The sequence below is a fragment of the Rothia sp. HMSC072B03 genome (genome assembly GCF_001809565.1).
In the GTDB taxonomy this organism is placed as follows: Bacteria; Actinomycetota; Actinomycetes; order Actinomycetales; family Micrococcaceae; genus Rothia; species Rothia mucilaginosa_A.
Window position 1 is genome coordinate 117,655 of sequence record NZ_KV797966.1, and the last position, 14,204, is coordinate 131,858.

10 protein-coding genes are annotated in these 14,204 nt (G+C 62.5%); 6 read left to right on the forward strand and 4 right to left on the reverse strand.

Going from position 1 to position 14,204, the window contains the following annotated elements; translation table 11 throughout:
- Positions 1–233: 233 nt before the first annotated feature.
- Positions 234–1,838: a glycerophosphodiester phosphodiesterase gene (locus HMPREF2630_RS01905; protein WP_049357479.1), complete on the forward strand. Its 1,605-nt coding sequence runs from the start codon at positions 234–236 to the stop codon at positions 1,836–1,838.
- Positions 1,839–2,199: 361 nt separating this feature from the next.
- On the forward strand, positions 2,200–3,861 hold the full coding sequence (locus tag HMPREF2630_RS01910; protein ID WP_070483147.1) for an NAD-dependent succinate-semialdehyde dehydrogenase: 1,662 nt from the start codon (positions 2,200–2,202) through the stop codon (positions 3,859–3,861).
- A 171-nt stretch (positions 3,862–4,032) separates the two neighbouring features.
- Here the strand turns inward: HMPREF2630_RS01910 and HMPREF2630_RS01915 are convergent, their stop codons facing one another.
- Positions 4,033–5,142, reverse strand: coding sequence for a sucrase ferredoxin (locus HMPREF2630_RS01915; RefSeq protein WP_049350214.1), 1,110 nt, complete (start codon positions 5,140–5,142; stop codon positions 4,033–4,035).
- 113 nt (positions 5,143–5,255) lie between these two features.
- A complete protein-coding gene (locus HMPREF2630_RS01920) occupies positions 5,256–5,879 on the reverse strand; it encodes a TetR/AcrR family transcriptional regulator (RefSeq protein ID WP_049338599.1) in 624 nt (207 codons plus the stop codon).
- Positions 5,880–6,035: 156 nt separating this feature from the next.
- Between HMPREF2630_RS01920 and HMPREF2630_RS01925 the strand changes: the two genes are divergently transcribed.
- Positions 6,036–7,253: an ABC transporter permease gene (locus HMPREF2630_RS01925; RefSeq protein ID WP_233992306.1), complete on the forward strand. Its 1,218-nt coding sequence runs from the start codon at positions 6,036–6,038 to the stop codon at positions 7,251–7,253.
- Positions 7,254–7,395: 142 nt separating this feature from the next.
- Here HMPREF2630_RS01925 and HMPREF2630_RS01930 read toward each other — a convergent pair whose 3' ends face one another.
- Positions 7,396–8,223 (reverse strand): UDP pyrophosphate synthase, encoded by an 828-nt coding sequence (locus HMPREF2630_RS01930; RefSeq protein ID WP_070483149.1) that lies wholly within the window; start codon positions 8,221–8,223, stop codon positions 7,396–7,398.
- A 358-nt stretch (positions 8,224–8,581) separates the two neighbouring features.
- On the opposite strand from HMPREF2630_RS01930, the gene HMPREF2630_RS01935 reads away from it, so the two are divergent.
- From HMPREF2630_RS01935 to HMPREF2630_RS01945, 3 genes are all read left to right on the forward strand, one after another.
- Entirely contained in the window at positions 8,582–8,974 is a 393-nt protein-coding gene (locus HMPREF2630_RS01935; RefSeq protein WP_060824177.1) for an RNA-binding S4 domain-containing protein, read from the forward strand.
- Positions 8,975–9,049: 75 nt separating this feature from the next.
- Positions 9,050–10,495: an MATE family efflux transporter gene (locus HMPREF2630_RS01940; protein WP_083298871.1), complete on the forward strand. Its 1,446-nt coding sequence runs from the start codon at positions 9,050–9,052 to the stop codon at positions 10,493–10,495.
- 125 nt (positions 10,496–10,620) lie between these two features.
- Positions 10,621–11,277 (forward strand): NAD(P)H-dependent oxidoreductase, encoded by a 657-nt coding sequence (locus tag HMPREF2630_RS01945; RefSeq protein ID WP_049332370.1) that lies wholly within the window; start codon positions 10,621–10,623, stop codon positions 11,275–11,277.
- Between the two features lie 310 nt (positions 11,278–11,587).
- Here the strand turns inward: HMPREF2630_RS01945 and HMPREF2630_RS01950 are convergent, their stop codons facing one another.
- Positions 11,588–14,098, reverse strand: a complete 2,511-nt coding sequence (locus HMPREF2630_RS01950; RefSeq protein ID WP_049344625.1) for a heavy metal translocating P-type ATPase — start codon at positions 14,096–14,098, stop codon at positions 11,588–11,590.
- Positions 14,099–14,204: the final 106 nt, after the last annotated feature.

A 14,204-nucleotide genomic window follows, 5' to 3' on the forward strand; every position in this document is an offset into this window, starting at 1 on the left:
AAAGCGGCGGAAAAGGAGGAACACATTCACCCGCATTACACCGCGGGTAAGAATGAGGCGCACATAATACCCTATTTTCCTGTAAACGCAGTGAATCACCGATAAAAAATCGTTATCCTACTTAGAGTTGTAGTTTGAGTTGAGAGAATCCGGACCCTCAGCTATAAACCAAAAACTTCAATGAACAACCACACACATTACGCTCAACTCATAAAAGAAAAAGGACTACTACGGTGACTGCATTCCCGAAGACCTCTAAGAATCTGAGCCGCCGCGGCTTCATCGGCGCCTCCGCACTGGCACCCGCCGCCCTCATGCTCCAGGCAGGCGAAGCCCACGCCGCAGCCAACACCCGCGCACAGCTCGCGGCAGTACACAGCGGCTCCCCCGCACATCAGTTGCTCTACAAGACCGATGAATTCTTCATCGCCCACCGCGGTGCCGGCAACATCAGCCCCGAGCATACCGCCTACGCCTACGCAGAGTCCGTACGCCGCGGCGCCCTCGCCGTCGAAATTTCCGTACGCACCACCAGCGACGGCCAGTTCGTCTGCATGCACGACACCAACATCAAGCGCACCACCGGTGCGTCCATGGACGTTCGCGGCCACACCCTCGCCGAACTGCGCCAGCACAAGGTTGACATGCGCCAAAACTTGGGCGAGAAGACCGGCCTGTACGACATCCCCACCCTCGAAGAAGCCATCGCCGCAGTTGACGCCGTACCCGCAGGCGGCGAATACGCCTCCGTCGGCGGCAAGAAGGTCGTACTGTTCCTCGAAGCGAAGGACGGCCCCGCACAGGCAGGCCTCGTCAAGTTCATCACCGAACGCGGCCTGCAGCGCCGCACCGTCATCAAGATGTACCGCGACGGCAGCGGCGGCTTCAAACCCACCTCCCGCTACCTGAAGCTTGCCAACTCCGCAGGCTGCGCCACCTGGTGCTACTTCGACGGTGGCGACCCCATCGACAAGATTTCCGCAATGGCACGCCACGAAAACGTAGACGCCATCGGCGTACCCTACTACGAGAAGCCGACCGGCGCTTCCCAGGGCTCCATGAGCGAAGAGAACGTACGCGCTCTCACCGGCCTCGGCAAGGCAGTCATTGTCTGGGAAATCCACCGCCGCTCCGCCTACGAAAAGTACAAGGCACTGGGCGTGAAGGGCTTCATGTGCCCCGACCCCTACTGGGTAATCGGTGACCCCTTCGACTCCAGCGTCAAGATCAAGACCGGCAAGCGCCCCCACGGCATGCTGCCTGCCGACCCCTCCGTCGCAGCGGACATGCCCGACCTGACCGGCACCGCCATCGTGCACAACCAGCGCTACGACGAATCCGTACTGCTCGGCCCGCTGGCGAACTACACCACCCGCGAAAAGTACACCCTCGACTTCTCCATGAAGTGGACTGGTGCACTGCCGAAGCAGGACGGTCACTACGGCTACATTGCGTTCGGTCGCGAACACGACGGCCCCTTCGGCATCGGCAAGAAGTTCGCCGCAAACCAGGAAGACGGCACCTACGTGCTCGCTATCCGCCCCAACTACCGCGGCAGCTCCGTAGCGCAGATCCTCTGCTTCGAACCCAAGCAGACCAGCCCGCGCGTACTGCACACCATGAAGCTGCGCCAGAAGGTCACCACCGGCCAGGCACTGAACTGCAAGATCGTGCTGAACAAGAACAGCTTCTACTACACGGTCAACGGCCAGTACTCCAGCCCCATCAACCACAGCGCCTACCGCGGTCCGTACGTACACTTCGGCCGCTTCCACGGCACCAACGATGGCGGTCCTCTGGAGCTGACTCGAATCGAGGCACGCCAGTCCTGGATCTGAGAGAACCGGTGGGTATAGTCCACCAGGTCCGACTCGCCGCCCGCTAAGCGGTGAGATTACGGATACCGGGCAGAGCGGATGCAACACCGAGCATCCCTTCCGGGCAATGCCTTCCATAATCCCCAGCTAGGACTCGCGCGCACCGAGCGAGAATCTACCTGAAGAATCCACCTGAAGGGGGTCGTATCCAACGCGGATGCGGCCCCCTTTGGCGTGCCTGCGGCCTTTCCAGGGTGTGGAGAAGCGCGGGCGAGGGCGTGCAGGCGCGCGGGGCAGGTTCGAGGGGTAGGGGAGCGTGCAGGACTAGAATTAAAAGCGTCAGAGTCGACCGCACCGGCCGCCCCAACCCGAAAGGCACGCCATGACCACCTCACCCGAAAGCTCCGCCGAGAATCCCGCCGCAAAGCCCACCGCGAAATCCGCCCAGCTGCGAGGCCGCACCGAACCGCACATGCAAAGCATCAACATGCCGCAGCGCGAACCCATCGACCCCTACGAACGGCCCTCCTACCCCTTCTTCTACGTGCCCACCGACCTGCTCCTCGGCGGCAGCTGGGTCACCGGCGACAACGGCTCCTTCCCCGTACACAACCCCTCCTGCGGCCAAATCCTCGCGCACGTCGCCGACGCCAGCGTCGAACAGGGCATCGAAGCACTCGACGCCGCCTGCGACGCCCGCACCTCATGGGCGGCAACCAGCGCCCGCGAACGCGCCGACATCCTCAACCGCGCCTACACGCTCATGACGCAGCGCACCGAAGTCATCGCCCGGCTCATGACCCTCGAAATGGGCAAGCCCCTCGACCAGTCCCGCGGCGAAGTCGCCTACGCCGCGAACTACCTGCGCTGGTACGCCGAAGAAGCTGCCCGCAACTTCGGCCGCACCGGCCTCGCCCCCGAATCCGGCCTGCAGATCACCACCGTACGCCGCCCCGTGGGCCCCTGCCTGCTGATTACCCCCTGGAACTTCCCGCTCGCCATGGCGGCACGCAAGGTCGCCCCGGCGCTCGCGGCGGGCTGCACCGCAGTGCTCAAGCCCGCCTCTCTGACTCCGCTCAGCTCCCTGTACTTCGCGTCCCTGATGCGTGAGGCGGGCCTGCCGGACGGCGTGCTGAACGTGGTGACCACCTCCCGCACCAGCGAGGTTGTCTCGGCGCTGATGGCTGATGAGCGCCTACGGAAGGTCTCGTTCACCGGCTCCACCGCCGTGGGCCGCACCCTGCTCGCGCAGGCCTCGCAGAACGTTCTGCGCACCTCCATGGAGCTGGGCGGTAACGCCCCGTTCATTGTCTTTGAGGATGCGGACATCCCCGCCGCCGTGGAGGGCGCCTACGCGGCGAAGATGAGGAACATGGGCGAGGCGTGCACCGCCGCCAACCGATTCATCGTGCACGAGGACATTGCTGAAGAGTTCACCCGCGCCTTCGTGGAGCGTATGGAGGCGACCGTCGTGGGTGACGGAACCGTCGACGGAACCGACTGCGGACCGCTAATTCAACCTTCAGCGGTTGAATCCATGCTTTTTATGGTCGAAGACGCCCTGGGCAAGGGCGCGCTCCTTGCCTGCGGCGGGTACGTTCCCGAGCTTGAGGAGAACGTTCCGAGCGATACCGGCGGCATGCCCAAGAACCTGAACAAGGGCAACTTCGTGACCCCCACCGTGCTGACCGGCGTGACCGATTCGATGCGGGTGTGGCGTGAAGAAATTTTCGGGCCCGTCGCCCCGATTGCCACGTTCGGCGGCTACGGTGAGGAGGGCGAACGCACCGCCCTGAAGCTCGCCAACGACACCGAGTACGGCCTGGCCGCGTACGTGTACACAAGCAACCACCCGCGCTTTACGCGCATGGCGGCTGGTCTGGAGTTTGGCCTGATCGGTTACAACTCCGGCGTCATCTCGAACGCGGCGGCTCCCTTCGGTGGTGTGAAGCAGTCCGGTATGGGTCGCGAGGGTGGCCCCGAGGGTCTGGAGGAGTACACCGAGCTGCAGTACATCGGCGCGCCGAACCCGTTCGCCGGATAAGTCTGAGGTCCCGGCTACAGCGAACTCTGGATGCAGTGAACCCTGGATGCAGTGAAGCCCCGGCGGGTACCCGAGAAGGTGCCCGCTGGGGCTTTGCGCTGTCTAATCATGCGCGGGTGCTAGAGCTGATGCAGTGGTTAGATCTGGCACTACCTAGAGTTGGTGCAGAGATTAGAGCTGACGCAGCGCGAGCAGCTCGCGGCTGAAAGCATCTGCGGGACCCTTGCCGCAGGAGTTGGGGCGCGGCTCAAGGGTGACCCGCTCGAAGAAGGTGACCCAGGTGCGTCCGTCGGTGTGGGTGGTGAGTGCCGCCTCCAGGGTGGGGTGTTCGGCGGTATCTACCGGGGGCTCGATGCCCGCCTCACGGAGTGCGTTCAGCGCCTCTCGCCCCGATGTTTCACGTGAAACCAAACCTCCAGAGGTTACTTCTTCACCCTTTTTCTCCAATTCGAGGCGCACGGCAACCTCCGCCGCCTGCTCCACCGGAGTATCCGTACTGCGCCCACGCAGACCGTGCAGCGACGGAATATCGCGACCCGCCAGCGACAGGTACGCCGCCAGCGCCGAAGGCTCCGAGAGGCGACCGTAGGTGTAGCCGGTGGGCAGCATAATGCCGACCGGGGCAAAGCGGTGACCGCCCGTATGCGAGCACTCCCAGACCGCGTTCGCGGGTAGGATATCCGCCAGGTGTGCCGCAATGGGTCGGCCGCGCAGAGCACAGCAACGGTCACGCTTAGAGTGGGTGCACACGAGAATAGCGGGGGAGTCCATGAGCTCGGCTCCGGTCGCCTGAATCAACTCCTGTGGGTTGTCCAACGGCAGTTCGAGCAGCTGCTCGGGGGCGCTCACGCTGAACGAGTAGAGCTTCTCCTCACCCGGGGTGCAGAGTGCGTAGAGTACCCGGTGGGTCGGGTTGCCGGATGCATCCGGCGCGCCGTGCAGTACGCGCCCCTCCCTGCCCACCTGGCGAATGAGCAGGAACTTCAGCCCCGCCTGCGAGACTGCCTCGCCCAGTGCGGCAGAGAGTTCCTCGCCGAGGGCGGATCCGTCCAGTACATCGCGGCCCCACTGGCCCACGTGTTCGAGCGCCAGCCAGGCGGTGGCGCGTCCGGCAGTGCCACCGAGAGCCTCGTCGTCATAGAGGGAGCAGGAGTCCGCCGGGATCCTCGTGGCGTGGGTGCGGGAGGAGAGCTCGTCCGCGTGCGCGGCACGCAGATTCTTCAGCTCTGCGGGGTTGTCGGCGCGCGGCTCAGGGGTTGCGGGGGTGCAGGATTCAGTCATAGTTCCTCGATTCTACGCCTGCAGGATGTGAATGACTTATGTTGCCCCTGCGCGGTCTAAATGCTGAAAAACAACCGTCTAAGGGTGATTTTTGGGGACTATCGGTCGGTCAACTACTCAGGAAGAAGCGCTAAAGCGACGCGGTAGAGGTGGTCCTTTTCCTTGGGGTTACCGAAGAAGGAGCGGAGCATGTAGCCCTGGAAAATCATCATGAAGGCGTCCGCAGTATCGCGGGCGTAGTCGGTGATGAGCGCCTCCTGCTCGGGGGTGCGCTGCGCCGGGTCGGGGTTGATTTCGTGCAGAACGCGTAGCTGTTCGGCCGCCCAGGGGGTGAGGGTCTTTACGATGATGCCCTGCAATAGGGGCATGATGTTCGCGGTTGCCCTGGCGATTTCGGGCGCGTGGAGCGATTCAAGGCGGATGCGCAGCATGGCGGAGAAGTTCTCGTTAACCATCTGGTTGGTGTAGATGATTTCGAGAATGTCCTGGGGTCCGGCGCCTTCGGGGAGTGTTTCGTAGAGCTTTTTGATGTTTTCGAGGCGTTCGTTGATGGCGGTGGTGAGGATGTCTTCTTTGCCGGAGAAGTGCGAGTAGATGGATCCGGAGGACAGCCCGGAGGCTTTGATGATGTCGCTCATGGAGGTGTTGGTGTAGCCCTTTTCGAGGAAGCAGCTAACGGCGGCTTCGATGATTTGGGCTCGGCGTGCGGCTTTGGTGGCGTCTGTTAGTCGGGGCATGGTTCCAGTTTAGGGAGTGGGCACAAAACTTACAAACACAATGGAAGTTCTTTTTGTGACTTTACAAACAAAATAGCTATTTTGTTTGCACTCGGTAAAAATCGAGAGTAGAGTTCTGACTCGTAAACGAAATAAGCATTTTGTTTGGAGATTGTCATGAACAACGAAACCGCCACCGCAGTCACCGCAGAAGCAGTGACCGCCGCAGCCACCCAAGCTGCCGCATCCCAGAAGATCGCGGCAAAGAGCATTGCAGAAACAAGCACGCAAGAAACCACCGACCGTTCCTCCTGGCTCAAGGTCATCACCACCTCCGTACTATCATCCTTGGTGGTAGCACTCATCGTCCTAGCTTTCACCTGGCCCACCAAGACCATGGAAGCAAAGAATCTGCCCGTCTCTATCGCAGGCCCCGAGGTGACCGTCAGTCAGTTTGAACAGTCCCTCAAAGACCAAGGTATTGAAACCTTCGACTTGAAGCAGGCATCCTCCCGCAAAGAGGCTGAACAGCAAATCAAGCAGCGCGAAACCTACGGCGCAATCATCTTCACCGAAGGCGCCGCCCCCGAAGTGCTGACCGCACCAGCCGCAAACGCCGCAGCAACCCAGATGCTCAACGGTGTTGCCACCCAGCTGAACGCGCAGATTCAGCAGAAGGCACTCGCCGCTAAGACGGAAGCCCTCACCCAGGCGGTGCAGACGGGCGGTGAACAGGGTGCGCAGGCCGCCGCCCAGCTGGAGCAGATGAAGGTGCAGGCCGAGCAGGCATCCGCAATGGCGGTGAAGACCACCGTCGTGGTACCCCTGAGTGAGAATGACTCCTCCGGTTCCGGTATCGCTATCTCCGCATTTCCGCTGGTCATTGGCGGTATTCTCGGCGGTTCCTTCTCCGTACTGCGCGTGAACGGCACCTGGCGCCGCTTCGCCACCGCAACCCTGTACTCCGTCATCGGTGGTGCACTGACCGCCCTGATTCTGAACGTCTGGTTCGGCATCATCCCCGGCGACTTCGCAACCCTGTGGGCTGCGTTCGGCGCTACCTACCTGGCGACCGCCTTCTTCATTGTGGGTGTGGGTGCACTGTCTTCGCCGCTGATTGGTCTCGCAGTAGGCGCGGTCATCACCATGTTCATTGGTAACCCGATTTCGGGCGCAAGTATGCCGAGCGTGTTCCTGCCCGGTGTGTGGGGGCAGATTGGTCAGATGTTGGTGCCGGGTGCCTCCTCGACTCTGCTGCGTTCGATTGCGTACTTCCCGGAGGTTGCAACGAGTGACCAGTGGCTGGTGCTTGGTTCCTGGATTGCGTTCGGTCTGCTGACCGGCGTGATTGGCTGGGCTCTCAAGGAGCGCCGCACCGCAACGGTGGAGGCATAACCACCGCGGGTTGGATAACCGGCGCAACGTAGCCGGCACAATATAGCCGGTACAGCTTAAGAAGGGTGTGTGCCGTGTTCACTGAACACGACACACACCCTTTTCTGTCGGCATACTGGCTGTTACCGACTGCTATTCGCTGTTACTGGTTGTCGAGCACGTACTGCTTGAACTGCTCGTCCCGGCGTTTGAATTCTTTGAGCTCATTCTCCAGGGCTGCCTGGTTCTTGGCGACGAGCGGCTTCTGGTACTGCGCTTGCAGGTCGTAGAGCTTCTGCGAACGGCCTATATCCCGGTCGCACTGCGCCTCGATGGTGGCGATTCGAATTTCTTCCTCGGAGGCGACGGCGCTCTGAGGAATATTCTTTTCTTCCTCGACGGTCACCTCACTATCGGGGGTGAGGCCCTTATCCTTGACGCATCGCTTCCACTCGTCGTCAAGAGATTTTTTGAGTTGCCTATCGCCTGCGGCATTTCGGGCGTCGGTCTCCAAACGCGTAAACGTGCTGCTTCCGAAGGGTATCTCTCCAATTTGCTTCATCTCATCGACGGCGCGCTGATAGCATTCGGTGCGGACATCCTTCCCAGGGTCGGATGAGGCGGCAGGGGAGGAGAGGTCCAGCGTATTTGAGTCTTCGCGCTCGTGGAGGCCGTATTTTTGGGCGTGCTCAACGTTCCAGATCCCGTAGGTTCTGCCGAGGTTCCTGCCGGATCCTTCGGTGGGGACGAACATCTCGTAGTGTTGCCCGTGTTCGGCAAAGCACTTTTTGCGGGCGAGCTCAAGGGCTTTGGTGAAGTATTCGCCCTTGCCGGCGGTGTTGTATGCGTCCAGAGGCAGGATCACCCGGTCATTTTCTGTGTCGAAGATTGCTCGGGCGCTTTCGTCCTTCTCTAGAGAAGGGCCGAAGGAGCAAGAAGACAGCACAGTGCTGATGAGGGCAGCCGCCAGGAGCTTTTTCAAAGCTGACATGGTGTATATCCAATCTGTTACGGGGAGCCCGTGGCGTCGCGGCCACAACCCCCCCCGTAGACCACGCGAACTAGGTGGTCCTGAGAACACTTCTTGAGAAGGTGACTTAACAATACCCCTAGTGGATGCGGGTTTGCGCTCAATAGGCTGGTGCGTGCAATAGAAAATTTTCTGCCGCGTGGCGGGTTCGGTGCCGGTTGCGGCGCGGTTCGGCGAAGCCATGATGGAACCCCGCCGAAATCCTGTCGAAACCACGGCAAAAATACGGCGGAATCACTGTGAAAACGGCGGAGGGGTAGGAATCGCAGGCGGGCGCACCTGATTTGGTGCCCCGCCCGCCTCGCGCCACAATGAACACATGACCGCAGAAGACACCACCACACTAACCAGCGCCAGGCTCGACCTCTGGCTCTGGTCGGTGCGCATCTTTAAAACCCGCTCCCTCGCCGCCGACGAATGCAAAGGCGGCCACGTGCGCGTCAACGACGCCCCCGCCAAACCCTCCCAAAAACTCAAAAAAGGCGACATTGTCAAGGTCCGCTACCCCGGCTGGGAACGCGTCTTCAAAGTCGAAAAACTCCTCGTCAAACGCGTAGGCGCGCCCATCGCCGTCACCTGCTACGAAGACCTTTCCGGCCCGCGCCCCGCCTACCTCTCCATGCCGCCGGTCGCCAAACGCGAACGAGGCAGCGGCCGCCCCACCAAGAAGGAACGCCGCGCCCTCGACGAACTACGCGGCCGAGGCGCCTAGCCGCGCCCATCTCGTAGAGTGCACCCCGCCCCGCGCGCAGGCACCCGCCGCGGCGGCGGGGAGTAGCCTAGAAGGATGAGCACACAGAAGCACCTTATGGCTGAATCCAGTAGTACCGAACCCGGCGGCACCGAACCCGGTAGCACTGCGCCCGGCGCGCCCGTGAAGAATACTGCCGAGCCTTCGCTGAACCGACGCATCCTCGCCCTCGCCGTACCCGCCTTCGGTGCGCTCATCGCCGAACCCATCTTCGTGCTCACCGACTCCGCCCTCATCGGCCAACTCGGCAAAGCAGAACTCGCGGGCATGAGCATCGCCGCCACGCTCGTCACCACGGTCGTGGGCCTCATGAACTTCCTCGCCTACTCCGTCACGCCCGCCGTGGCGCGCGCCTTCGGCGAGAAGAACCTGCGCCGCGCCTGGCAGATCGGCGTGGACGGCGTGTGGGTCGCCTTCGGCCTCGGCATGCTCCTCATGATCGCCGGATACGCCTTCGCAGACCCGCTGCTGCGCGGCCTCGGCGCGACCGACGAAACCATGAGCTACGCCCTCGACTACCTGCACCACTCGCTCTGGGGCATCCCGCCGATGATGATTATCCTCGCGCAGGTCGGCACGCTCCGCGGGCTGCAAGACACCGTCACCCCGCTCAAAGTCGCCACGGTCGGCACGCTCGTCAACATTGTGCTGAACTGGTTGCTCATCTACCCGGTCGGCTGGGGTGTCGCCGGTTCGGCGACCGGCACCTCCCTCACCCAGTGGGGCATGGCTGCCGCGCTCGGTGTGGTCATGATGCGCGGCACCCGCGAGCACGCCGTCCGCTGGGCACCCGACGTCGCCGGCATGCGTTCGGTGCTCTCGCTCGGCTCCTGGCTCATGCTGCGCACCCTGTCCATGCGCATCGCCTCCCTGCTGACCGTGTTCGTCGTGGCACGATTCGGCACCGAACACACCGCCGCCTACCAGCTCGGCATGGGCGTATTTAACCTCTTCCTCTACGCCCTGGACTCCCTCGCCATCGCCGCCCAGGCGCTACTCGGCAAGGAACTCGGCGAACGCGACCTCAACGTAGAATCCGAACGTGCGAAGGTGCGCCAGCTGAAAAACCGGCTGCTGCGCATGAGCCTCATCTACGGCGTTATCACTGGTCTTATCTGCCCGCTCATCGGCTTCTTCGGCTCCTGGATTTTCACGCAGGACGCGCAGGTGGCGTTCCTCTTCACCATCGCCACCGTCATCATCGCGCTCGGCCAGCCCATCGCCGCGTACGTGTTCACCCTGGATGGCATCCTCATGGGCGCGCAGGACGTGAAATACCTGGCAATCGGCTGCTTCATCATGCTCGTCATGTACGTGCCCGTCATGCTCGGGCTGCACTGGGCGGTTGGCAACGGCACCATGGATGCGCTCGCCGGGTATTGCGGCTTGTGGGCGGCGTATATTCTGTACTTCCAAGGAATCCGCGCGGTCATTTTCGGTCGCCGCGCCTCCTCGGATGTGTGGATGAAAGCCGGTGCCTAAACCCTTCGAACCTAGCTGCTTCGCGCATACGTGCTCTGGGCGTAATGGCTCACAATTAGACCGCCCGCACCCTCCGCGGGTGTAGCATGACAGGGTAATGAAACCCTCATGCAAAGGATGAAACCGTGACCGTAACCCGCGAAGAAGCCCTCGAAATTTTCGCCCGCCGCCGCGCAACCCGCGCCTACGACCCCGACCGCCGCATCAGCGACGAAGACTTCGCCGCAATCCTCGAATTTGCGCGCCTGTCGCCCAGCTCTGTCGGCACCGAGCCGTGGAAGTTCCTGGTCATCCAGGACCCCGAACTGCGCGAAAAGCTCAAGCCGATCGCCTGGGGCATGGCGGGCGCCCTCGACGACGCAAGCCACCTGGTCGTACTGCTGGCGAAGAAGGGCCTGCGCTACGACACCCCGTGGATGCGCCGCACCCTCGAAAGCCGCAATCTCACCGAGGAGCAGATGGAGGCCGCACTCGAACGCTACGGTAACTTCCAGAAGAACGACATGAAGGTCCTGGAAAGCGACCGCGCGCTCTTCGACTGGGCATCCAAGCAGACCTACATCGCCCTGGGCAACATGATGACCGGCGCCGCAATGCTCGGCATCGACTCCTGCCCCATTGAGGGTATGAACTACGAGGCAGTGAACGAGCTGCTCACTTCTGCCGGCCTGTTCGACCCGGAGGAGTACGGCGTGTCCGTTGCTGTGACCTTCGGTTACCGTGCCCGCGAGATTGCCCCGAAGAGCCGCCGCTCCATCGAGGACCTGGTGACCTGGGCATAAGGTTCTGCCCGGTTCTCGGCGAGGTTTTGCCGGGCTGCTGAGCTCGTGCTGTTGAGCTCGGGCTTTCGGGCGAGGCGTTTGAGCCAGGCTTTTGAGCTCGTTGTTCAAGCTAGGCGTTCAAGCCGCCGCCCGTGAAAACTGAATATAAAGAAATGCACCGCCTTTACACGGGCGGTGCATTTCTTTATATCTTTTACCGTGCGAAAAGCACGGCGAGATATGCTTTTGAATTTTTCGTTCAGGCTATTTCAATAGCTAATGTTTGGGCAATTTCGCGCTATACGCTCAGGCAATTTCTCGCCATATTCCGCTACTTCCTAAACGCCGTCAGACGCATAGAATTCAGCACCACGAACACCGAACTAAACGCCATTGCCGCACCCGCAATCATCGGGTTCAGCAGGCCCGCCACGGCGACCGGAACAGCCACCGAATTGTAGGCGAACGCCCAGAACAGGTTCGACTTGATGGTGCGCAGCGTAGCCCGGGAGAGGCGCAGCGCCGTGACCACCGAGGCGACATCCGAGCGGGTCAGCACGATATCGGCGGCCTCCGCGGCAACGTCCGTGCCCGAACCCATCGCAATGCCCAGCTCAGCAAGAGCCAGCGCCGGGGCGTCATTCACGCCGTCGCCGACCATTGCCACGCGGTGACCGGCCTTCTGCAACTGGCGGACCACCTGCGACTTACCCTCGGGGGTCACGCCGGCGTACACGTTATCTGCCGAAATGCCGACCTGCGAGGCAACCGCCTGCGCAACCTGCGGGGCGTCGCCGGTGAGCAGGATGGGCTCCAGACCGAGCTCGCGCAGCTGCGCCATGGTCTCGGCGGCCTCCGGCTTGGGGGTGTCGGCCACCGAAATCATGCCGACCGGCTGCGGGGCGGGAGCGTTTTCTGCGGCCTCGTTATTCGGGGCCTCGCCGCGGGCGACAACCACCGTCGTCAGACCCGCCCGGCGAGCCTGATCCAGCAGGGCCAACTGGCCCTCGCTCAGCTGCGCACCCGCCGCCTGCAGGTACTCGGGAGTACCCACAACAACAAGTCGGGAGGCGCCGTTCTCGGCACCGTCACCCGCGCCGCTCAGCACGCCGCGCACGCCTCCGGGAACACCCTCGAAGTCGCTCACGCTCGGTGCCGAAGCACCCTCAGCAAGTACGCCCTGCTCACGGGCAAAACCGGCAATTGCGCGGGCAATCGGGTGCTCGCTCAGCGCCTCCACGGCGGCGGCATCACGCAGAACAGACAGGGAACGCTCGTTCTTGGAATCTGCAGAATCCGGCGAAATACCGGCAAGGTCACCCGCCGACTCGTAGTCGCCAAACGTGCCGTAGAACGCCACAGACATCTCGCCGGTCGTCACGGTACCGGTCTTATCCAGCACCACGCGATCAACCGTGCTCGTCGCCTCCAACACCTGCGCATTACGAATCAAAATGCCCAGCTGCCAGCCGCGACCCGTACCCGCCAACAGCGCCGTCGGGGTCGCCAAACCCAGGGCGCACGGGCAGGCCACCACCAGCACCGACACCGCCGCATTAAACGCCGCCGCACCGTCACCGGAAATCAGCCACCAGCCGATCAGAGTCAGCGCCGAAATCGTCAAAATCACCGGCACAAACACCGCAGAAACACGGTCCGCCAGGCGGGCAATCGGAGCCTTCGTCTCCTGGGCGCTCGCCACCAGCTCACCCATCTTCGCCAGGGTCGTCTCGGCGCCCACGCGGGTGGCGCGCACCGTCAACGAACCCGAAGTGTTCACCGTGGCACCCGTGACCGTATCGCCCGGATGCACCTCCACCGGCACAGACTCGCCGGTCAGCAGGGACGCATCCACCGCGGAGGTACCCTCGACCACCACGCCGTCCGTGGCAATCTTCTCGCCCGGGCGCACCAGGAACAGGTCATCCGGCATGAGGTCCTCCACCGGAACCTGCACCTGCTTGGTCACGCCCTGCTTATCGGTGCGCAGCAGGGTCGCCTCCTTCGCGCCCATGCTCAGCAGGGTGCGCAGCGCATCCGAGGAGCGGTGGCGGGTGCGGTGCTCAATTGCGCGGCCAATCAGCAGGAACAGCGTCACCATGGACGCCGAATCGAAGTACAGCGGCGCATGGTGGCCGGTAAACATCGACCAGAAGCTGCCGCCCGCATGGTGCACGTGCGCCGTCAACGCCGGGTTTATGAGCAGCTGCGCCAGCGAATAGAAGTACGCCACGACCACGCCGAGGGACACGAGCGTATCCATCGTGGAGGAGCCGTGACGGGCATTGATGAGCGCGGCGCGGTGGAACGGCGCGGCGCACCAGAACGCGACCGGCGCGGTCAGAATCGCCACGACCCAGCCCCAGTTCGGGAACTGGAACGCCGGGAACATGGAAATCAGGAAGATGGGCACACCCAGAATCGTCGCGTAGATAATGCGGTCGGTGAAGCCGCCCTTCATGCTCGGGGTGGTGTGCTGACCGCCGCCGTCGGATGCGCTCGCATCAGTCGCGGCGCCCACGCGCGGGCCGTTTTTGAGGTGCGCCTTGTAGCCGGCGTTGTTGATGGTCTCAACAATCTGCTCGTCGCTCACGCCCTCGGGTACGATGACGCGCGCGGACTCCAGCGGCAGGTTCACCGCCGGGTCAACACCGGGGATTTTGCGGAGCTTACGCTCCACGCGGCCCACGCAGGATGCACAGGTCATGCCCTGAATGTCCACGTGGATAATTCGGGTTGACTCCGTTGATTTTGCGGTCGTTCCGGCAGGATTAAAAAGAGAGCGCTCACTCTGTGATGAGGGCTCACGGGTGATTAGTGAAGGCTGTGTAGAAGACACAATACTTCCTCAAAACTCAAAAACGGGAGGGTAGAAAAAGGCACACACCAAGCCGGGGGAAGGGCCCCGAAGGACCCCGCCCCGGACGGTGTATGGTGCAGTATCAGGG

Excerpts from the sequence above, each read along its gene's own strand:
- HMPREF2630_RS01925 (WP_233992306.1), top strand. The coding sequence starts at position 6,036 with ATGAACAACGAAACCGCCACCGCAGTCACCGCAGAAGCAGTGACCGCC.
- HMPREF2630_RS01920 (WP_049338599.1), bottom strand. The coding sequence starts at position 5,879 with ATGCCCCGACTAACAGACGCCACCAAAGCCGCACGCCGAGCCCAAATC.
- HMPREF2630_RS01915 (WP_049350214.1), bottom strand. The coding sequence starts at position 5,142 with ATGACTGAATCCTGCACCCCCGCAACCCCTGAGCCGCGCGCCGACAAC.
- HMPREF2630_RS01930 (WP_070483149.1), bottom strand. The coding sequence starts at position 8,223 with ATGTCAGCTTTGAAAAAGCTCCTGGCGGCTGCCCTCATCAGCACTGTG.
- HMPREF2630_RS01935 (WP_060824177.1), top strand. The coding sequence starts at position 8,582 with ATGACCGCAGAAGACACCACCACACTAACCAGCGCCAGGCTCGACCTC.
- HMPREF2630_RS01940 (WP_083298871.1), top strand. The coding sequence starts at position 9,050 with ATGAGCACACAGAAGCACCTTATGGCTGAATCCAGTAGTACCGAACCC.
- HMPREF2630_RS01910 (WP_070483147.1), top strand. The coding sequence starts at position 2,200 with ATGACCACCTCACCCGAAAGCTCCGCCGAGAATCCCGCCGCAAAGCCC.